This window comes from Bradyrhizobium campsiandrae, assembly GCF_014529705.1.
GTDB classification, from domain to species: domain Bacteria; phylum Pseudomonadota; class Alphaproteobacteria; order Rhizobiales; family Xanthobacteraceae; genus Bradyrhizobium; species Bradyrhizobium campsiandrae.
Genome location: NZ_JAANIH010000086.1, coordinates 12,932 through 32,448 on the forward strand (window position 1 = coordinate 12,932; position 19,517 = coordinate 32,448).

A 19,517-nucleotide genomic window follows, 5' to 3' on the forward strand; every position below is an offset into this window, starting at 1 on the left:
CGTCTCACCGGGTTACTGGGCGGGCGGGTTAGGTCGACCAACATTTCTTTCCTCGATATCTGATCCTGCCTGTTCGATAGGTCCGCTGTTTCGTGCGCGGACGTATCCAAGCGGGCCGATTCTCACGATCCAGCCCGCGGTGCTGGGTGTGAATGACCTCGATCGTGCGCCCACTGACACGATCGCTGCTGCGCAGCATGTTTTGATCTGCGGACGCAGTCACACCGACGTGACGCGGATCGTTCTTTGCCTCTTCCACAAAGCACTTTATAGTAGTCTAGCGATAATGAAACACCTTTCGGATGTGTCTCCTCGAACATAATGGTGGAAGCATGTTTCGCGATCTTTGTATTTCGACCGTCATTTGTGGATTGTCCGCCATCGTCCCGGCAGTTGCGTACGCGCAGCAGCCCCGGCCTTTCACGGCAGGCCCCGAAGCGCTAGCCATTCCGAAAGATCCGTTCGTTGCCAACAATGGGCAAATTCCCCCCGCCGGGCAGTACAGCGGCCCAATGTTCACCCTCAGCCACGATTGGCCAAGCCGACCCCTGCCACCGATCAAGAATCCTCCTTGGTCGAAAGCAATTGGCGGCGGTTTGATTACCACGACGAACGCGGCGGCCTACGTTGCGGCGCTAAAGGAGTATGTCGGGCCCGCGGCGCGCAAGCTGATTCTCGACTACGCAAACTGGGATGCGAAGAAAGCGGGTTGGTACAATGAGCCATGGCTTGGCTCTGTTCGTGAAAGCATTCACGGCACCTATCCCGCCGGGCAGTTCGGTCCGGACATATTTCCCGATACTGGGCTGAAGGTGACGTTCGATACCCACGTGCTCACCTACTATGACGAACGGGCTGCGCACTCCCTCTATAGGGTATGGAAGGCAACCGCGATGAAGCCCGAGATCGAGACGGCGAACTTTCAGTTCGACGAGGGCGCTGTCATCGTCAAGGCCGCGGTCTTCGTCTCAGATGATCCGAAGCAACAGACCAATTGGTGGGCGGCAGCGAGCGGCGCGCCGCAATGGCCGCTCTACCTGAGCATACCCTCCAGCGCCAAGCCGACACCGCCTCCTGCGGTGATCACCGGCGCTGTTATGCAGTTCGATATCATCGTGAAAGATACGGCCTCGTCGCCAAAGACCGGTTGGGTGTTTTCGACGCTGGTCTATGACACCAACGCGCCAGGAGATGGTTGGGACAAGATGGTGCCGCTCGGTGCGATGTGGGGCAACGACCCAGGCGCCGACTCGTCACGCGTTCCGCCGCCGCCATTGCGCGAGAACTGGATCAACCCCGCGGCGCCGAAATATTCCACCCAGACGCTGGGCTGGGGTGGGCGACTGTCCGGACCGAATGACGGCGCAAGAAATGATATTCAAGTCGGGCAGACCGTCATGAAGAATGCGCCCAATTCCTCCTGCATGAGCTGTCATTCGCCCGCAGAGTGGAGCGTTACGCAGCACAAGATGCTCAGCTTCCTGTTGCCGTCGTATCCGAATCCAAACCCGGACGGGCCGCCGTTCAAAACCTGCCCCGATGGTAAGCCGAGTGATCCCTATATCTGTTCGCCGGCCCCGGGATCGGCGGATTGGTCGCGCTGGTTCCAAGATCGCAGCGGGACCCAACCGATCGACGCCGGTTCGATTGCGACCGACTACGATATGGTCTTTGCGTTCAAGTCGCTTCCAATGTGGTGGCGCGCGACCGGTCCATCGGGTCAGTCAGCTCCGTTCTCCATGCGCCTCTTCCGAGCTGGCGTCAGCGAGCCGCAGGAGTTCAACGAGTATTCCGGCGCGCCTCTGAGGAAGCCAAACCAAAACTGACCGGAGCCGCGCTGGCTTTGATCGGGATCCCCGATATCGGCGCGCGACGGAATCATCCTCGGTCAGGTGGGCCCTGACCCAGCAATGCCTGAAGGTCCACTATCCGATGTCACGTAATGTGCGCGAGGTCAGACCGTAGAATTTCAGATGAACCCGATTCATCTGCTCGACTGACCCGAAGCCGCATCTGGCCGCGACCGTCTTGAGCGGCAAGGTCGAGGTCCGAAGGTGGTGACGTGCCGTATCGGCACGAAGCCGTTTGACGGTCTCGGCAGGCGGCACGCCGATCAGCGTTCGATATTTGCGTGCGAATGTTCGCTCGCTCATGCCCGCCCGAGCCGCAAGCTCGGGAATGCGCAGGTCGCGGCTGAGATTGGCCAGGATCCACTGGTGAAGCTCCGCAAAGGCTCCCGCCTTGTCGTGGTCAATGGTCTCGATGAAGTCGCTGAATTGCGATTGGTTGCCTGGTCGCTTGACGTAGAGGACCATCCACTTGGCCGTGATTGCGGCAGCCGCTTCGCCGTGATCGTCCGCGACGAGCGCGAGGGCGAGGTCGATGCCGGCGCTGACGCCTGCAGAACTCCAGATTTTGCCGTCACGCACATAGATGGCATCGCGGTCAACGGTGACATCGCGGAAGTTCCGTTGGAGCTTGTCGAAATCGACCCAATGCGTGGTCGCTCGCTTGCCGGCAAGGAGCCCAGCCCGCGCAAGCACGAGTGCGCCGTTGCAGACGGAGCAGATCCGCTCCGCCTCGTGCATGTGGCGCCGCAACCAGCCGATCAGGAGCGGATCGCGCGATGCCGCTTCGACACCCCTTCCTCCAACCACCATCACCGTCGTTCCGGGCTTCAATGCGGACGGCAAAGGCTCGGCATCGATCGCCAACGACAAGGAGCCCTGTACCCTGGTGGGGCCTGATGACACGACCGAGACCCGGTAATCGATCGGCAGCCCTGTAGCGGCATCCCGCGCATGGTCGCTCGCCGAAAGGAACACCTGCATCGGGCCGGCGAGATCGAGCACCTGGAAGCCCGGAAAGGCCAGAAAGACAATCTGCCGAGGGGTTGCCGAGGCCGGTGTGAGCATTGGCAGAAAATACGAGAAATTTGGCAAATATGCCAATCGTAACAGGCGTAACCCGGACAGGTCTGAACCAAGCGAGGATGAGAGATGATCTACGAGTTGCGCACCTACCGCACCCTGCCGGACCGGATGCCGGCACTGCTGAAGCGCTTTGAGACGCGGACATTGAAGATTTGGCAGCGATTGGGCATTCGCCAGCTTGGCTTTTGGCGGACCACGGTCGGACCGTCACACCTTGAGCTCGTCTACATCCTCGTCTGGGAGTCGCTCGCGGAGCGGGAGCGTCTTTGGGGTTCCTTCGTAGCGGACCCCGAATGGCTGGAGGCAGCCGCGGCCTCGGAGGTCGACGGGCCAATCCTTGCGAATATATCGAGTTCTTTCATGAGCCCGACGAGCTTCTCGGCCCTGCAATAAGAGCGGCCTCGCGCATTCATACCTGTTCCCGGGCGGCGATATTAACATCGCCGCCGCGGGGGCCCCCTCACACCACACTCCTCCCCGCCCGCTCCGCCACCCCCTTCTGCACGAAATACATCGCCACCAGCGTGATAACAGTCGTGGTGACGATGACGTAGCCGATCCGCTCGAAATGCAGCAGCGATCCATCCGCTTGCTGCGAGATGATCGCCGCCGCGAGCATCGAGCCGATGCCGCCGGAGAGCTGCTGCAGCGAGGCGCTGATCGCGCTGAACGAGCCGCGCTGGGTGGGATCGGGGATCGCCGATATGATCGCCTGCGACGGGATCATGCGCGAGAAGATGCCGACGAACAGCAGCACGTTGACGGTGATCGCTGTTGCCAGCGAGACGTGGCCGAGATGGGTGTAGATCAGCACCATCAGGATGGTCATCGCGCAGCCGAACACGAAGGTCGGATATTTGCCGAAGCTGTCGGACGCGCGGCCGACCAGCGGCCCCGTGACGATGCTGAACAGGCCGGAGACCAGATAGATCGTCGGCAGATGCGCCATGTCGATGCCGATATTGTTCACGGTGAAGGCGCTGGAGAACGGCATCAGCATGTAGCCGCCGGTCGCCAGCAATGTCGTGACCGCGAAGGCCAGCGTGTAGCGCGGCTCGCTGACCGTCGCGACCAGATGATGGAACGGATTCCTGTCCTGCTTCAGCTTCAGATGGGCATCGACCGGCGCCATGGCGAAGGCGATCACGGCGATGGCCGCGATCGACAGGCCGACGATTGCGATGAAGCAGACATGCCAGTTCCAATGATTGGCGAGAAACAGCCCGGCGGGCACGCCGAGCACCTGGCTCGCGGCGAACGCGGTCTGGACGAACCCCATCACGCGGCCGCGCAGGTGCAGCGGAAACAGATCGGTGACGATGGCGAGCACGATCGAGCCGATCACGCCGCCGAACAATCCGGTCACGATCCGGCCGAGCAGCAGCACATGGTAAGTCTGCGCCAGCGCGCATAGCAGGGTCCCGAGCGTGAAGCCGGCATAGAAGAACAGCAGCAGGCGCTTGCGGTCGAAGCGATCGGCAAAGCCGGCGGCCAGAATGCCCGAAAGGCCGGCGCTGAACGCGTAGGCCGAGACCGCCACGCCGAATTGCGCGGCCGTGATGTTGAGCGAGGGCATCATGATGGCGCCGAGCGGCGACATGATGATGAAGTCGAGGATGATCGTGAACTGCGCGAAGGCGAGCAGCGCCACGAGGAGGGATTGGTAGCGCGTAAAGCCGCGCTGGCGTTCCTGCTGATCGTCGATCGGCGCGGCGAGCGTCTGGTCTGTCATGGCACCTGAGGCGTGGGGGAGGCTGGGCTCAGATGGGGTGCGGCGCCGCCGATTACCACCGGTACGGGCCCCAGGTTCCGCTGGTATATCGCGCGCACGGCGGATTGTGGGATCCCTGCAACAGGCTGCTGTCCGGCCCAGCTTCAAACCGGGTTAAGCCGGCCTTAGCCAATGCCGCCTAGGGTCGCGTCCGTCCTTTTTCGCGCGAAACGGCCTGCCCTGGCCCGCCGTGCCGCGGTCAGTCAGAGCATTTTCGGATGGAGCAGCCCGTCCTGCAGTACGATCGGGGTGAGGCCGCGCCGCAGGCGACGCCGGCCCGCACCCTCGTCGTCGATCTCGAAGGCGCGCTCTTGCGCTCCGAACTGCTGCTGGAAGCGCTGTTCTCTGCGCCGGCCCGCGGGCTGGCCCGCTTCGGCGCCGGCGGACGCGCCGGCATGGCCGCGCTCACCGACGTTCTGGCGCGCGCCGGGATCGACTATGCCCACCTGCCCTATGATGCCGGCGTGCTGAACCAGGCGCTGGCGGTGCGAGCGCGCGGCGCCAAGATCTTTCTGGTCGCGGACCGCTTCGCCGATCATGCCGCCGGCATCGCCGCGCATCTCGGTTTCGATGGCGTGGTGACATCGGCCGATCTCGCTGCCGGTGACCGTCTGCCGTTCGATCGCGCATCGATCGAGCGCATCGACCGCGTCAGCCGCGGCGGCGCGAGCCTGAAGACCTGGGCCAGCGCGCTGCGAATCTATCAATACGCCAAGAACACGCTGCTGTTCGTGCCCGCGATCACGGCGCACCAGCTGAATGTTGCGACGCTCGGCACGACGCTGCTGGCGTTCCTGGCATTCTCGGCCTGCGCCTCCGGCGCCTATCTGATGAACGATCTGCTCGATCTCGCCGCCGATCGCCAGCACCCGACCAAGCGCCATCGCGCGCTTGCGGCCGGCGACCTCAAGATCTCGTCGGCGCTGTCGGCGATCCCCTTATTGTGGCTGTTCGCGCTCATCGCCAGCCTCTGCATCTCGCCGCTGTTTCTCGGTGCGCTCGCCGCCTATCTCGCCACCACCATCGCCTATTCGCTCGCGCTCAAGCGCAAGATGCTGGTCGATGTGGTCACGCTTGCGGGGCTCTATTCCTTGCGCATCGTCGCCGGCGCGGTCGCAGCCGGCGTCGTGCTGTCGGAATGGCTGATGGTGTTCTCGCTGTTCGTGTTCACCTCGCTCGCGCTGATCAAGCGCTTCAGCGAGCTCAGCATGCGCCAGGGCGAGGGCCTTTCCGATCCCTCCAACCGCGACTACCGCATCAGCGACCTCAACATCATCGGTGCGATGGCGGCGGCGAGCGCCATGAATGCGGTGACGGTGTTTTCGCTCTACGTCTCCTCCTCCGCAGTGACCCCGCTCTACAGCCGGCCCTGGATGCTCTGGCTGCTGGCGCCCCTGCTGCTCTACTGGTTCGGCCGGGCCCTGATGATCGCGCATCGCCGCGAGATGCCCGATGATCCCATTATCTACGCCTTCCGGGATGGGGCGAGCCGCTTCACCGTGGCAGCGATGGTCTGCATCATGCTGGCGGCGATCTGAGGCAGCTTGCGCAGGCGCCCCGCAGTGGATACATCGCGGACCATCCGATTAGCCTATGATGACGACACGAGCGATTCGATTTTTAGGGTTTGAAACGCCATGACCGTACGCCTGCATCGCGGTGACCTGCCTGACCTCTCCCGCTACACCGGCGCGGTGGCGATCGACACCGAGACCATGGGGCTCAACCCGCATCGCGACCGGCTCTGCGTGGTCCAGCTCTCGCCGGGCGACGGCAGTGCCGACGTGGTGCAGATCCCCAAGGGGCACACCGACGCGCCGAACCTGAAGGCGCTGCTGGCCAATCCCGCCAACACGAAGATCTTCCATTTCGCGCGGTTCGACGTCGCGGTGCTGTACCAGACCTTCGGCGTGATGACCGGGCCGATCTACTGCACCAAGATCGCCTCTCGCCTGACCCGCACCTATACCGATCGCCACGGCCTCAAGGACCTCGTGCGTGAGGTGCTCAACGTCGATCTCTCCAAGCAGCAGCAGTCCAGCGATTGGGGCTCCGACAGCCTGACCGAGCCGCAGCTGGCTTACGCCGCTTCCGACGTGCTGCATCTGCACGGTTTACGCGAGCGGCTCGATGCCATGCTGGTCCGGGAGGGCCGCGCCCAGCTGGCAAAAGCCTGTTTCGATTTCCTGCCGACCCGCGCTCTGCTCGATCTGCAGGGCTGGGCGGAAGAGGACATTTTCGCGCATTCCTGAGGTTTCCTGACCTCTCCCGCTTGCAAGAGAGGTCGCGCCGAAGGCGCGGGTGAGGGTTCTCTCCTCCAGGGGACTGTCCCATTGCGCAGGCACCCCCACCCCGGCCCTCCCCAGCAAGCGGGAGAGGGGGAAGCGACCGCCCCGTTTCGGACACTTTCGTACCGGTTTGTCGCGGGCTGCATATTCCAGCGGTCGCGGGTACAATGAGGGTGCCCTCGATTGGAGCCTTCTGATCAAGGCGAGCGACCCCTCAGGAGCCCAGGTGAATTCGGCCCAGTTTCCCACCTACGACGCCGCGCTCGCGGCGAAGTTTACCCAGGCGGCGCGCCACAGCCGCCTGGTGCGGATTCTGCGCATCGCGGTGCCGGCGACGGTGGCCGCGTCCATGGCTGCGATCATCGCCGTCTCGACCTTCCTCAACCCCTTCAAGATTCCCGTCAAGCTCGACTCCGGAAACCTCGTGGTCACAGGCACCAAGATCACGATGGAATCGCCGCATTTGTCCGGCTTCACGCCGGATCAGCGCCCCTACGAGCTCTGGGCCAAGACCGCCACGCAGGACATCACCGACCCCGACCATGTCGACCTCAACGACCTCAAGGCAAAGGTGTTGATGGAGGACAGGTCGACGATATTCCTCGATGCCCGCACCGGCCGCTTCGACAACAAGCAGCAGCAGCTCGACCTGCACAAGGACATCTTCCTGCGCACCTCGACCGGCTATGAGGCGCGGCTGAACTCGGCCTTCGTCGACATGAACAAGGGCACGGTCTCCTCGGACGATCATGTCGACGTCAAGCTGACCAATGGCACGCTCACCGCCGACCGGCTGCGTATCACCGAGGGCGGCAACGTCATTCGTTTCGAAGGCAATGTCGTGATGCATCTGGACAAGCTGGACGATCCGGCTACGCAGGCCGCACCGGTCGAGCAGCCGGCACCGGCGAAGATGCGTACGCCACAGACCAAATCTGCGACCTCAAAGTGATTTTCATGATCAAGTTTTTTTCGCGCAGCGACAACAAGCGCAGGGCCGTCGTCGGCGCAGCCGCGCTTGCTATGGGTGTCTTGATCGCATCCGGTGAAAGCCGCGCGCAGAGTTCGGCGACTGCGCCCAACAACGCTTTGCAGGGCTTTACGCAGAACCGCGATCAACCGATCCAGATCGAAGCCGCTTCGCTCGAGATGCACGACAAGAAGAAGGAAGCGACCTTCTCCGGCGATGCGAAGAGCAATGTGAAGGTCATCCAGGGCGACACCACCATGACCTCGAAGACGCTGGTGGTGTTCTACGAATCCGGCAACGACAAGCCCGCCGCGCCGCAGCCGGCGCCCGCCAAGGGCGCGAAGGCGGCACCGATGCAATCGGCGACGCCGGGGCCGGGCGGCGCCTCCTCGATCAAGCGGCTGGAAGCGCATGGCAATGTCGTGGTCACCCAGAAGGATCAGGTGGTCACGGGCGAGACCGCGGTCTTCGACACCAAGACAAATCTCATCACCATGTTCGGCGGCAGCTCGGGTCAGGTGGTGATGACGCAGTGCAAGAACGTGATGCGCGGCGATCGGCTCAAGGTCGACATGACGACCGGCGTGTCTCGCGTGGAGTCCGACAGCGGCCGGGTTCAGGTGCTGCTGCCGCAGGGGGGCAAGGATGATTGCGGTCCAGGTGGCTCCGCCAAGCCCGGCGGGGCGCCCCCTTTGCAATTGCCCGGAGCAACCAAACAAAAGTGAATTCAACAGCTTGGCCCTGATGCGGCCGATCCGAGGTTGAAGCTTGCACTGCGAGACTGTATCTAGCGCGCAGGGCTTTCGAAGCGGGGTCCGCCGCTTTTCGGGCGTGTTTCACTGGGCATGAGACATCCCTTCATTCATGCTGCGTCGGCGAATCGAGGTCGGCGCGGCAGGCCGCGCGAGTGCCGCGCAGGGTCAGCGTAGAAGGCTAGAAGGCGGGGATGGTCGATCTCTTCAGCATGTTCCGTCGGCGCCCCGCAAAGCGCGGCCGGCCAGGATTTGCCCGTCAGGACATCACCTCGCTCGGTGACGGCGTTGGCGGCCTCGTGGCGAGCCCTGTCAGGGACGCGCCCCCGATTGCGCGTGAGCAGCCGATGGCCTCCGACCCCTACGGCGTCGAGGCGCCGCCGCGGCCGCGCCAGCCGGCTGCCCAGGCCCCCAAGACCCATCCGGCCACCCGGCCGGCTGCAAAGTCCAACGGCACGGGCGGCCCGCAGCTGTTGCGGCGGCCCGGCTTCCTGGCTGTGCATAGCGTGGAAAAATCCTATGGCAGCCGCCAGGTGGTGCGCGGCGTCAGCATCTATGTGCGCCGCGGCGAAGCCGTCGGCCTGCTCGGCCCGAACGGCGCCGGCAAGACCACCGTGTTTTACATGATCACCGGCCTGATCAAGGCCGATCGCGGCGCGATCGAGCTCGATGGCCACGACGTCACCAAGCTGCCGATGTATCAGCGCGCGCGGCTCGGCATCGGCTATCTGCCGCAGGAAGCCTCGATCTTCCGCGGCCTCACCGTCGAGCAGAACATCCGCGCCGTGCTCGAAGTGGTCGAGCCCTCGCGCAGGAAACGCGAGGAGCAGCTCGACTCGCTGCTCGACGAGTTCAACATCACGCGCCTTCGAAAATCGCCGTCGATTGCGCTGTCCGGTGGCGAGCGCCGCCGCGTCGAGATTGCGCGTGCATTGGCGACGCGTCCGAACTACATGCTGCTCGACGAGCCGTTCGCCGGCATCGATCCGATCGCGGTCGGCGACATTCAGGACCTGGTCCGCCATCTCACCAACCGCGGCATCGGCGTTCTGATCACCGATCACAATGTGCGCGAGACGCTCGGCCTGACCGATCGCGCCTATATCGTCTATGCAGGTGAAATCCTGACGGAGGGGACCCCGGACGAGATCGTCGCCGATCCCGATGTTCGCCGGCTTTACCTTGGCGAGGAATTTCGCCTCTAGCCCTTTTTTGCGTTTCGTCAAGGCGTGTACATCGGCGCGAGACTAGGATAAGCAAAAATCGGACCAAATTTTCGGGAACGGTTCTTGCTTCATGGCGCTTACGCAGAGATTAGAATTCCGGCAATCGCAGTCGCTGGTGATGACGCCGCAGCTGATGCAGGCAATCAAGCTGCTGCAGCTGTCGAATCTGGATCTCACGACCTTCGTGGAGGAGGAACTCGAGCGTAACCCCCTGCTGGAGCGGGCCAGCGACGAGGCCCCCAGCGAAGCCCCTGCCGAGACCGCCCAGTTCGGCGACCATGATGGCGATGATTCAGGCAGTTCTGGCGACGCTGACGGCTTTGGCGGCAGCAGCGAGGCTTTCGAGCCAGGCCAGGAAGAGTGGATGAGCAAGGATCTCGGCAGCCGGGCCGAGATCGAGCAGACCCTGGATACGGGCCTGGACAACGTCTTCTCCGAAGAGCCGGCGGAAGCTGCCGCGCGCAACGCCCAGGACGCCGCGCCCACCACTTACACCGAATGGGGCGGCGGCGCCTCCGGCGACGAGGACTACAATCTCGAAGCCTTTGTCGCGGCCGAGACGACATTGTCGGACCATCTCGCCGAGCAATTGTCGGTCGCCTTCACCGGCGCGGCGCAGCGCATGATCGGGCAGTACCTGATCGACCTCGTCGACGAGGCCGGCTACCTGCCGCTCGATCTTGGCCAGGCCGCCGAGCGCCTTGGTGCAACGCAAGAGGAGGTCGAGGCCGTTCTTGCCGTGCTGCAAAAATTCGATCCGCCCGGCGTCTGCGCGCGATCCTTGAGCGAATGCCTGGCGATCCAGCTGCGCGAGCTCGACCGCTACGATCCCGCGATGCAGGCTCTCGTCGAGCATCTCGATCTCCTCGCCAAGCGCGACATCGCCGCGCTTCGCAAGCTCTGCGGCGTCGACGACGAGGACATCGCCGACATGATCGGCGAGATCAGGCGGCTCAATCCCAAGCCCGGCATGAAGTTCGGCTCGGCGCGGCTGCAGACCATGGTGCCCGACGTCTATGTCCGCCCGGGTCCTGACGGTGGCTGGCATGTCGAGCTCAACAGCGACACCTTGCCGCGCGTGCTGGTGAACCAGACCTATTATTCCGAGCTGTCGAAAAAGGTCGGCAAGGACGGCGACAAATCCTATTTCACCGACGCGCTGCAGAACGCCACCTGGCTGGTGCGCGCGCTCGACCAGCGCGCCCGCACCATCCTGAAGGTCGCAACCGAAATCGTGCGCCAGCAGGACGGTTTCTTCACCCACGGCGTCGCGCATTTGAGGCCGCTGAATCTGAAGGCCGTCGCCGACGCCATTCAGATGCATGAATCCACGGTGTCGCGCGTCACCGCCAACAAATACATGGCGACAAATCGCGGCACATTCGAGTTGAAATATTTCTTCACGGCCTCGATCGCCTCGGCCGACGGCGGCGAGGCGCATTCGGCCGAAGCCGTACGACACCACATCAAGCAGCTGATCGATTCAGAAGAGCCTTCGGCGATTCTGTCCGACGATACGATCGTGGAACGGTTGCGTGCGTCCGGCATTGATATTGCCCGCCGCACGGTTGCGAAGTACCGCGAAGCCATGCGCATTCCGTCCTCGGTGCAACGCCGTCGCGACAAGCAGAGCGCTCTTGGTAACGTCCTTTCCACCGCAATGTCGGATCGCTCCCGCAATCCCGAACCGGCCTGATTGCGCTGGCGCGAAATCGCGCTACTCTCATCCCTCATTTGCGACCGATCCAAGCTAGGCCGATTGAACCAAGCGAGGCATCACATGACTCTTCGGATTTCGGGCAAGAGCGTTAGCGTCGGCGAGGCCCTCCGCGGCCGCGTCTCCGACCGGACCGAAGAGGTCCTTCGCAAATATTTCGACGGCAATTATTCCGGCCACATCACGCTCAGCAAGGACGGCTTCGGCTTCCGCACCGACTGTGCGCTGCATCTGGATTCCGGTATCACGCTGGAAGCCGATTCGAACGCGCAAGACGCCTATGCCAGCGCCGATCAGGCCCTGGTGATGATCGAGAAGCGGCTCAAGCGCTACAAGAGCCGGCTCAAGGACCGCTCGGCGCGCAAGGCCCATGTTGCCTCCGCCGCCCTCGCTGCCCTCGATGCCACCAGCTACGTGCTGGAGGCGCCGGGCGAGGGCGAGGACGAGGAGGAGGTCACCGGCTACAGCCCCGTGATCATCGCGGAGTCCACCACGTCGCTGAAGCAGCTGTCGGTCAGCGAGGCTGTCATGGAACTCGACCTCAGCGGGGCGCCTTGCCTGGTATTCCAGCATGGTTCCTCGGGCCGGGTGAACATCATCTACCGCCGGGCCGACGGCAATGTCGGCTGGATCGACCCGCCAGGCGCCAAACCCGCCGACTAGAGCGTTTTCCAGCGAAAGGGAGACCGGTTCGCGTGAGGAACGCGTCAAACCATGAATCTGCCCGGCATCCAGGGCGCTCCCCGTATCAACCACAGGTCTTAACAATGACCGCTGTAAAGCCGCACGCAGGAGTTGGCACCGGGATTGCGTTGGAGTAGAAGCGCCCCACATCAGGAACGGGGCTAAGTGCGCCTCCTGCTTCATGTTATTGACGCCGGCTCAGCTTGGTCTATCAAGCTGGCCAATTCGGAACCTGACGGCTTCATTCACCTCGGAACACTTCCATGCCGATTACCGATCTGGTCGCGCCCGAGGCGATTCTCCCGGCATTGAAGGTCAACGGCAAGAAGCAGGCGCTCCAGGAGCTTGCGGCCAAGGCCGCCGAGCTGACCGGTCAGAACGAGCGCTCGGTGTTCGAGGTGCTGCTGCAGCGCGAGAAGCTCGGCACCACGGCGGTCGGCTACGGCGTCGCCATTCCACACGGCAAGCTGCCCAAGCTGGACAAGATCTTTGGCCTGTTCGCCCGGCTCGATCGCCCGATCGATTTCGAGGCGATGGACGGCCAGCCGGTCGACCTCGTCTTCCTTTTGCTCGCCCCCGAAGGCGCCGGGGCTGATCATCTGAAGGCGCTCGCCCGCATCGCCCGCCTGCTGCGCGACCAGGACATCGCCAAGAAGCTCCGCGCCTCGCGCGATGCGCAGGCGATCTACTCGGTGCTGGCCCTGCCGCCCGCGACCGCGGCCTGAGGTCCATGCGCGGCGACGCGCGGGGCCGGTGACTTTGATCTGCCTTGCCAGATTTGTCCGGCTATGATCATCGCAAGGGGGCGATGATCAGATGCAGTGGCCTTTGATGGTGCAGGCCGGTTTCCGGGTGAGTAGTGGCAATGATACGCAATCGGTTTGCCTTGATCTGGACCTTGCTCTGCGTCGTCCAGCTCGCGAGCCTGTTTCCGGCGCAGGCGGATGACCGATCGACCTGCGCGCAACGCGGCAGCGAGGGCCGCATTGCGGCGTGCTCGAACCTCATCGCACAAAGCGGCGGACGCGATGCCTGGGCGTTCGACAATCGCGGCGCGGAATATGGCGACAGGGGTGATCTGGATCGCGCCATCGCCGACTTTACCGAAGCCATTCGCCTCGATCCAAAGCTCGACAACGTCTATCGGCATCGGGGATTGGCCCTGGTCCGGAAAAACGAGTACGGGCGGGCCATTCCCGATCAGACCGAAGCCCTCAGGCAAAATCCCGCTGACGTCGACGCCTATAATGAGCGCGGGATGTCCTACGCCGCCACGGGAAACGCCGATCGCGCGCTGCGCGACTTCAACGAAGCGGTCAGGATCAATCCGAGGTTCAAATTCGCCTACAACAATCGCGGTCTGCTCTATCACACCAGGGGCGACGACGACCGCGCGATCGCGGATTATTCGGAGGCCATCCGTCTCGATCCCGGATATGCGGTGGCCTACCTCAATCGCGGCGACATCCATCGTCAGAGATCCCAGTGCGATCGGGCACTGCCTGATTACGATGAAGCGATCCGGATCGATCCGTCCTTGACGGACGCGCTCACTGCTCGCGGTCTTTGCTACGAGCAGATCAAGGAGATCGCGAAGGCGCGTGCGGATTTCAATGCGGCTGTCGCGCTGCCGCCGAAATACACGAGCAGATCCGCGCAGGAGATCGCCCGGAAGCGGCTTGCCGCGCTTCCCGGCGTGCCCACGGCGACGGCGCCGTCCACCAATGCGCCGGCCGTCGTCGCGGCGACGACTCCGGTGGACAAGGTCACCGATCAGCCGGATCAGCGGGGCCGCCGCGTTGCCCTCGTCATCGGCAATTCCGCCTATGACAACGTGCCGGTCCTGACCAATCCCGTCCCCGATGCGACGCTCGTTGCCGACACCCTGAAGCGCACCGGCTTCGATGCGGTTTCGCTGGTGACCAACCTTCGCAAGGAGGCCCTGGTCCAGGCGCTGCGAACCTTCGCGGCGCAAGCCGAGACCGCGGATTGGGCCGTCATCTATTACGCCGGTCATGGCGTGGAGATCGGCGGAGTGAACTACCTCGTTCCGACCGATGCCAAAATCGCCTCCGATCGCGATATCGGCTTCGAGGCGGTGCCGCTCGACCAGGTCATCAACGTTGCCGAACGCGCCCGCCGCCTGCGCCTCGTCATTCTGGACGCCTGCCGAAACAACCCCTTCGCCGGCCAGATGAAGCGCACGCTCGCCGGAGCCACCCGCTCGGTTTCGCGGGGCCTCGCCGCGATCGAGCCCGAGGCCGGCACGCTGGTCGTCTACGCGGCCAAGGATGGCGAGACGGCGCTCGATGGGGACGGCGCGAACAGCCCGTTTGCCAGCGCCTTCGTCGCCAATGTCGTCAAGCCCGGGCTCGAGGTGCGGAGGCTGTTCGACTATGTCAGGGACGACGTGATGGACGCGACGAATGGCAGGCAGAAGCCGTTCAGCTACGGATCGATCTCGGGTCGGCAGGACTTCTTCTTCGTGGCCGCGAAATAGCAGCGCACACGTCTGCGGACGCAATCGCGCGCGGCTCGTGCGCGTCAGCACACCGTCGGCAGCAGGCGGCGGACTTCGTCGAGCAGTTCGGGGACGGCCGCCTTGTCACCGGCGAGGTGCTTGAGCAGCGCACTCTGGAACAGACCGTCGAACAGCGCATAGAGCGCCGCTGGCGACGACAGCGGTCGCTTGCCGCCGAACTCGGCATAGCGCGAGGCGATGCGCCAGATCATCGCTTCCAGGCTCTTGTCGATCTCGAGCACGTCCTTGCGAAACGCCGCCTCGAACATCGCCTGCGAGCGCAGATCGTACCAGAGCCGGTGCATGCGGGCTTCGTTCTGCAGCGTTGCGGCGAGCTTGGCGAGGAAACCCTCCGTCAGTTCGTCACGGCTCGTCGCCGTCGCGACGACCTCGTCATAGCGCGTCACGCACTTCGCCTTGTAGTGGCGAACGCAGCAGCAGATCAGGTCGAGCTTGTCGCTGAAATAATAGTGGAACACGCCGTGCGTGAACGCCGAATTCTGCGCGATCTCGCGCAGGCTGGTGCGTGCGAAGCCGAGCTCGCCCAGGGTTTCGAGCGCGGCCTCCGCAAGCTCGATCCGCCGCGCGTTGAACTTGTCGTCACGCACGACATCGACCGCGGACTCACGCTTCACTGCTGCTGTCGCTCGCCGCGCCATTGTCGCGTTGTCTCCCGTCTCTTCGTCACGACGATCACTCTGTCCGTCGTCGTCGTCTACAGACCATCCTCTTTGACAACTGTCAAATTTTTGGCTTGACAACTGTCAAGCTCCGGGCGGAGTGTGCGCGCCAAGAATTTGGACAGTCGTCAAGACGTCCGCAAATGGAGGAAATGCACCCACCGGCGCCGCGCCGCCGGAACGGACTTGCATGCCGATGCGCCGCCGCGCCGGCACCGTGCTGCGAAGCGCAGCACGCACAGACCATCAGCGAACAGATCAGTCCAAGGGACCAACGGTCGATCCAAGGGATCGATCCGAGAGATCAACAAGGGAGGACGTGCGATGAGCGAGAAGAGTCTTGATGGCCGTAAAGCCCTGGTCACCGGCGGCGCCCGCGGCATAGGCGCCGCTATTGCAGAGGCATTGGCCCACGCCGGTGCGGCGGTCATGATCGGCGACATCCTCGATGATGTCGGCAGGGACAGCGCCGGCCAGATCGCCAGGCTTGGTGTGAAGACCGGCTTCGTGCATCTCGACGTCACCGACGATGCGCAGTGGGAGAAAGCGGCCGCTGCGACGGTCGCCACACTCGGCGGCTACGACATCCTCATCAACAATGCCGGCATCGAAATCACCTCGCTGATCTCGGAGGTCACGGCCGAGGACGCGCGGCGGATGTGCGACGTCAACATCGTCGGCACCGTGCTCGGCATGAAGCACGCCTTCCGCGCGATGCGGCCGGGCGGGCCGGCCGGCAAGGGCGGCGCTGTCGTCAACATCGCCTCCGTCGCGGCGACGATCGCCTTCCCCAGCATCGCGGTCTATTCCGGCACGAAGTCCGCGGTCGACCGCATGACGCGCGTCGGCGCGATGGAAGCCGGCAAGCTCGGCTATGGCGTGCGCGTCAACTGCATCTATCCCGGCCTGATCCCGACCGACATGGGCATGCAGCTGGCGAACGACATCGTGAAGATCGGACTCGCGCCCGACGTCAACGCCGCGGTCGGCTCGGTGGTGGAGCAGACGCCGCTCGGCAAGTTGGCTGAGGTCGGCGACATCGCGAATGCTGCGGTGTTCCTGTGCTCGAACGAGGCGCGCTTCATCACCGGCATCGGCCTGCCGGTCGATGGCGGCATGGGCATGTAAGCCAAGAACCCAACAAGCAACATTTCCGGAGGAACGAGAATGAGTGCGAAGAAGCCCGTCATCGTCTATGGCGCGTCCGGCTACACGGGCCGGCTGGTCTGCGAATACTTGCGCGAATACAACATCCCCTTCATCGCTGCGGGGCGCAGCGCCGAGAAGCTCAACGCCGCGATGAAGGCGAACGTGGCCGGCATCGAGACCGCCGACTACGAGGTGGTGGAAGTGCCGCACACCGTGAGCGCGCTGACCGAATTGTTCAGCGGCGCCTCGGTGGTGCTCAACACCGTCGGCCCGTTCGCCAGGTTCGGCGGCGAGGTGGTGCAGGCCTGTTGGGCCTCGCGATGCCACTACACCGATACGACTGGCGAACAGGACTGGCTGATCACGCTGGAGCAGGAATGGGGCACCAAATTCGCCAATGCCGGCCTGCTGCTGGCGCCGGGAATCGCGCAGATGTACACCACTGGCGAGATCGCCGCCCAGCTGTGCCTAGAGACTCCAGGCCTCGACACGCTCGATATCGCCGTGTTCTGGGGCGGCAGCCCGACCATCGCCTCGACCCAGACCATCCTGGTGAACGCCGCGATGGCCAAGGCCTATTATCTGGAGCAGAACAAGTACGTCGAGCATCAGCCCGATGCCGGCCTCACCAACCTCGCCATCCCCGGCCAGCACGAGCTGGCGCTGGCGCTGCCCTGGGGCGGCACCTCGCATCCCGTCTGGTTCAAGCGCGATCCGCGCGTGGCCAATGTGAAGGTGCTGGGCGGCGTTTTCAATCGCGGACTGATGCTGGGCGTGCCGCAGATCGTCGCTGCCGCGCTGGAAGCGACCAAGGACATGAACCCCGACGACCGCTACGCCGCCTTGGCGCAGACCGCCGCCGGCGTGATGAACACCATGCCGCCGCGCGAGAACCCGCGTGTCAACAAGTCGCTGGATTCGGTGCATGCCTCCGGCCCGCTCGGGCGCGCGCACTGCGTCATCACCGGCAACAGCAACTACAAGCAGACCGGCCTGCTGCAAGCCTATGCTGCCGCGCATTTGCTGCAGCAGCCGCCCAAGCGCGTCGGCTTTGCCTCCGGTTGCCAGGCCTTCGGCCATCACGAGCTGCTCGGCCAATTGCGCAGCTTTGGACTGGTCAGCAAGCCTGTTCTGACGATCCACGACTGAACTCGATCGCGGGTGGCGCCAACACGCGCCACCCGCCTCATCGCGAGATCGACCATGCGCTTCATCGACTATCTCGACAAAGGCGCCTCGCTCGGCGCCGATGCGCCGTGCCTGACCATGGACGGGCGCGACCTCAGCTACCGCGAGGTGCAGCAGCTCAGCTACCGCATCGCGCGCGGGCTCGACCGTTCCGGCATCGCGCCCGGCGAGAAGGTTGCGATCCTCTCCGGCAACGATCCGGTCGCGTTTGGCTGCGTGTTCGGCATTTCCCGCGCCGGCGGGGTCTGGTGTCCGATCAATCCGCGCAACGAGGCGGCGGAAAACCGCATCATCCTCGACCAGTTCGATTGCAGGGCGCTGCTGTTCCATTCCAGCTTCGCGCCGATGGTCGAGGCGATGCGCGCCGGGCTGCCGAAGCTGCGCGTCCTCGTCTGCCTCGATGCCGAGCTGCCCTTCGCGCCCTCGTTCGAGAGCTGGCTCGCCGACCTCTCTGATGACCCCTACCAGCGCGAGACGGTCGACGATCTCGCGATGCTTCCCGGCACCGGCGGCACCACGGGCAAGCCGAAGGGGGTCATGCTGTCGGGCCGCAACATCGAGACCATGACGGCGCTGACGCTGATGGGCTATCCGTTCAGGGGACGCCCGGTCTATCTCGCGCTGGCGCCGCTGACCCACGCGGCCGGCGTGCTGTGTTTCCCGATCATGGCGCTCGGCGGCCGCATCGTGATCATGCATCACCCCGATATCGCCGAATTCCTCGATTTGATCGCGCGTTTCAGCGTCACGCACACCTTCCTGCCGCCGACATTGATCTACATGCTGCTCGATCATCCCAGGCTCGACTCCGCCAACCTCGAATCGCTGCAATGCTTCTGGTACGGCGCGGCGCCGATCTCGGCCGCACGGCTTGCGGAGGCGCTCCGGCGGATCGGGCCGATGGCGCAGCTGTTCGGCCAGACCGAAGCGCCGATGATGATCTCGATGATGGCGCCGGACGAGCACTACAATGCCGACGGCACCATCGCGATGCAGCGCCTCGCCTCTGCCGGGCGGATCAGCCCGCTGGTGCAGGCCGGCATCATGGATGGCGACGGCAATCTGCTGCCGTCAGGCGCGCGCGGCGAGATCGTGGTGCGCGGCTCGCTGGTGATGCAGGGCTATTACAAGAACCCTGAAGCCACGGCGGAAGCCTCCGCGCATGGCTGGCATCACACCGGCGACATCGGCTACATCGATGATGACGGCTATCTCTATATCGTCGATCGCGCCAAGGACATGATCATATCAGGCGGCTTCAACGTCTACTCGATCGAGGTCGAGAACGCGCTGCGGGCGCATGAGGCGGTGCAGGATTGCGCCGTGATCGGCCTTCCCGACGACAAATGGGGCGAGCGGATCGTCGCCGTGGTGCAGCCCCGCGCCGGCCAGCGCGTCGATACGAGCGCGCTGGCGGCCTTCATCAAGCAGCGGATCGGCAGCGTCAAGACGCCGAAGCAGATCGAAGTCTGGGACGATCTTCCGCGCTCCAAGGTCGGCAAGGTGCTGAAGCCGGATATTCGCGCGCGGCTGACGGGTCGCGCGGGCGGCTAGGGCGTGATGGATTTAGGTCGAATTGAGTTCGGGCGATAACAGCGCTCTCTCCGTTCCCTCCCCCCTTGTGGGGGAGGGTTAGGG

The 19,517-nt window shown here is 64.0% G+C and carries 17 protein-coding genes; 14 read left to right on the forward strand and 3 right to left on the reverse strand.

Translation table 11 applies throughout. The annotated features are described in order from the left end of the window. Window positions 1-332 precede the first annotated feature (332 nt). Window positions 333-1,826, forward strand: coding sequence for a hypothetical protein (locus G8O24_RS38160; RefSeq protein ID WP_188107659.1), 1,494 nt, complete (start codon window positions 333-335; stop codon window positions 1,824-1,826). A 99-nt stretch (window positions 1,827-1,925) separates the two neighbouring features. On the opposite strand, the gene G8O24_RS38165 is transcribed toward G8O24_RS38160, so the two are convergent. Continuing rightward, window positions 1,926-2,942, reverse strand: a complete 1,017-nt coding sequence (locus tag G8O24_RS38165; RefSeq protein ID WP_244646276.1) for a GlxA family transcriptional regulator — start codon at window positions 2,940-2,942, stop codon at window positions 1,926-1,928. Between the two features lie 57 nt (window positions 2,943-2,999). Between G8O24_RS38165 and G8O24_RS38170 the strand changes: the two genes are divergently transcribed. Beyond that, a complete protein-coding gene (locus G8O24_RS38170; protein ID WP_188107661.1) occupies window positions 3,000-3,326 on the forward strand; it encodes an NIPSNAP family protein in 327 nt (108 codons plus the stop codon). A 67-nt stretch (window positions 3,327-3,393) separates the two neighbouring features. Here G8O24_RS38170 and G8O24_RS38175 read toward each other — a convergent pair whose 3' ends face one another. Further along, complete coding sequence (locus G8O24_RS38175) at window positions 3,394-4,665, reverse strand: MFS transporter (RefSeq protein WP_188107662.1); 1,272 nt, start codon at window positions 4,663-4,665, stop codon at window positions 3,394-3,396. Between the two features lie 257 nt (window positions 4,666-4,922). Here G8O24_RS38175 and G8O24_RS38180 point away from each other — a divergent pair, with 257 nt between their 5' ends. From G8O24_RS38180 to G8O24_RS38220, 9 genes are all read left to right on the forward strand, one after another. After that, entirely contained in the window at window positions 4,923-6,242 is a 1,320-nt protein-coding gene (locus G8O24_RS38180) for a UbiA family prenyltransferase (RefSeq protein ID WP_188107663.1), read from the forward strand. 99 nt (window positions 6,243-6,341) lie between these two features. After that, entirely contained in the window at window positions 6,342-6,956 is a 615-nt protein-coding gene (locus tag G8O24_RS38185) for a ribonuclease D (protein WP_188107664.1), read from the forward strand. 262 nt (window positions 6,957-7,218) lie between these two features. Continuing rightward, a complete protein-coding gene (gene lptC, locus G8O24_RS38190; protein ID WP_188107665.1) occupies window positions 7,219-7,944 on the forward strand; it encodes an LPS export ABC transporter periplasmic protein LptC in 726 nt (241 codons plus the stop codon). 5 nt (window positions 7,945-7,949) lie between these two features. Beyond that, on the forward strand, window positions 7,950-8,687 hold the full coding sequence (locus tag G8O24_RS38195) for an LptA/OstA family protein (RefSeq protein WP_188107666.1): 738 nt from the start codon (window positions 7,950-7,952) through the stop codon (window positions 8,685-8,687). 221 nt (window positions 8,688-8,908) lie between these two features. Then, window positions 8,909-9,919: an LPS export ABC transporter ATP-binding protein gene (gene lptB / locus G8O24_RS38200; protein WP_188107667.1), complete on the forward strand. Its 1,011-nt coding sequence runs from the start codon at window positions 8,909-8,911 to the stop codon at window positions 9,917-9,919. A gap of 91 nt (window positions 9,920-10,010) precedes the next feature. Next, window positions 10,011-11,636 carry an RNA polymerase factor sigma-54 gene (gene rpoN / locus G8O24_RS38205; RefSeq protein ID WP_188107668.1) on the forward strand — a complete coding sequence of 542 codons (1,626 nt, stop codon included), beginning with the start codon at window positions 10,011-10,013 and terminating at the stop codon, window positions 11,634-11,636. 84 nt (window positions 11,637-11,720) lie between these two features. Then, window positions 11,721-12,320 (forward strand): ribosome hibernation-promoting factor, HPF/YfiA family, encoded by a 600-nt coding sequence (gene hpf, locus G8O24_RS38210; RefSeq protein WP_188107669.1) that lies wholly within the window; start codon window positions 11,721-11,723, stop codon window positions 12,318-12,320. A 284-nt stretch (window positions 12,321-12,604) separates the two neighbouring features. After that, window positions 12,605-13,066, forward strand: a complete 462-nt coding sequence (gene ptsN / locus G8O24_RS38215; protein ID WP_188107670.1) for a PTS IIA-like nitrogen regulatory protein PtsN — start codon at window positions 12,605-12,607, stop codon at window positions 13,064-13,066. Between the two features lie 140 nt (window positions 13,067-13,206). Then, entirely contained in the window at window positions 13,207-14,841 is a 1,635-nt protein-coding gene (locus tag G8O24_RS38220; RefSeq protein ID WP_188107671.1) for a caspase family protein, read from the forward strand. Window positions 14,842-14,885: 44 nt separating this feature from the next. Here G8O24_RS38220 and G8O24_RS38225 read toward each other — a convergent pair whose 3' ends face one another. Beyond that, entirely contained in the window at window positions 14,886-15,497 is a 612-nt protein-coding gene (locus G8O24_RS38225) for a TetR/AcrR family transcriptional regulator (RefSeq protein ID WP_244646277.1), read from the reverse strand. A 369-nt stretch (window positions 15,498-15,866) separates the two neighbouring features. Between G8O24_RS38225 and G8O24_RS38230 the strand changes: the two genes are divergently transcribed. Genes G8O24_RS38230 through G8O24_RS38240 form a run of 3 tightly spaced genes read left to right on the forward strand, consistent with a single transcriptional unit; the run spans window position 15,867 to window position 19,433 of the window. After that, window positions 15,867-16,670, forward strand: a complete 804-nt coding sequence (locus G8O24_RS38230) for an SDR family NAD(P)-dependent oxidoreductase (RefSeq protein ID WP_188107673.1) — start codon at window positions 15,867-15,869, stop codon at window positions 16,668-16,670. Between the two features lie 39 nt (window positions 16,671-16,709). Then, a complete protein-coding gene (locus tag G8O24_RS38235; RefSeq protein ID WP_188107674.1) occupies window positions 16,710-17,840 on the forward strand; it encodes a DUF5938 domain-containing protein in 1,131 nt (376 codons plus the stop codon). A gap of 54 nt (window positions 17,841-17,894) precedes the next feature. Next, a complete protein-coding gene (locus G8O24_RS38240; protein WP_188107675.1) occupies window positions 17,895-19,433 on the forward strand; it encodes an AMP-binding protein in 1,539 nt (512 codons plus the stop codon). Window positions 19,434-19,517: the final 84 nt, after the last annotated feature.

Coding starts and splice junctions, on each gene's coding strand:
- G8O24_RS38160 (WP_188107659.1), top strand. CDS start 333: ATGTTTCGCGATCTTTGTATTTCGACCGTCATTTGTGGATTGTCCGCC.
- G8O24_RS38170 (WP_188107661.1), top strand. CDS start 3,000: ATGATCTACGAGTTGCGCACCTACCGCACCCTGCCGGACCGGATGCCG.
- G8O24_RS38175 (WP_188107662.1), bottom strand. CDS start 4,665: ATGACAGACCAGACGCTCGCCGCGCCGATCGACGATCAGCAGGAACGC.
- G8O24_RS38180 (WP_188107663.1), top strand. CDS start 4,923: ATGGAGCAGCCCGTCCTGCAGTACGATCGGGGTGAGGCCGCGCCGCAG.
- G8O24_RS38185 (WP_188107664.1), top strand. CDS start 6,342: ATGACCGTACGCCTGCATCGCGGTGACCTGCCTGACCTCTCCCGCTAC.
- G8O24_RS38195 (WP_188107666.1), top strand. CDS start 7,950: ATGATCAAGTTTTTTTCGCGCAGCGACAACAAGCGCAGGGCCGTCGTC.
- lptB (WP_188107667.1), top strand. CDS start 8,909: ATGGTCGATCTCTTCAGCATGTTCCGTCGGCGCCCCGCAAAGCGCGGC.
- rpoN (WP_188107668.1), top strand. CDS start 10,011: ATGGCGCTTACGCAGAGATTAGAATTCCGGCAATCGCAGTCGCTGGTG.
- hpf (WP_188107669.1), top strand. CDS start 11,721: ATGACTCTTCGGATTTCGGGCAAGAGCGTTAGCGTCGGCGAGGCCCTC.
- ptsN (WP_188107670.1), top strand. CDS start 12,605: ATGCCGATTACCGATCTGGTCGCGCCCGAGGCGATTCTCCCGGCATTG.
- G8O24_RS38220 (WP_188107671.1), top strand. CDS start 13,207: ATGATACGCAATCGGTTTGCCTTGATCTGGACCTTGCTCTGCGTCGTC.
- G8O24_RS38230 (WP_188107673.1), top strand. CDS start 15,867: ATGAGCGAGAAGAGTCTTGATGGCCGTAAAGCCCTGGTCACCGGCGGC.
- G8O24_RS38235 (WP_188107674.1), top strand. CDS start 16,710: ATGAGTGCGAAGAAGCCCGTCATCGTCTATGGCGCGTCCGGCTACACG.
- G8O24_RS38240 (WP_188107675.1), top strand. CDS start 17,895: ATGCGCTTCATCGACTATCTCGACAAAGGCGCCTCGCTCGGCGCCGAT.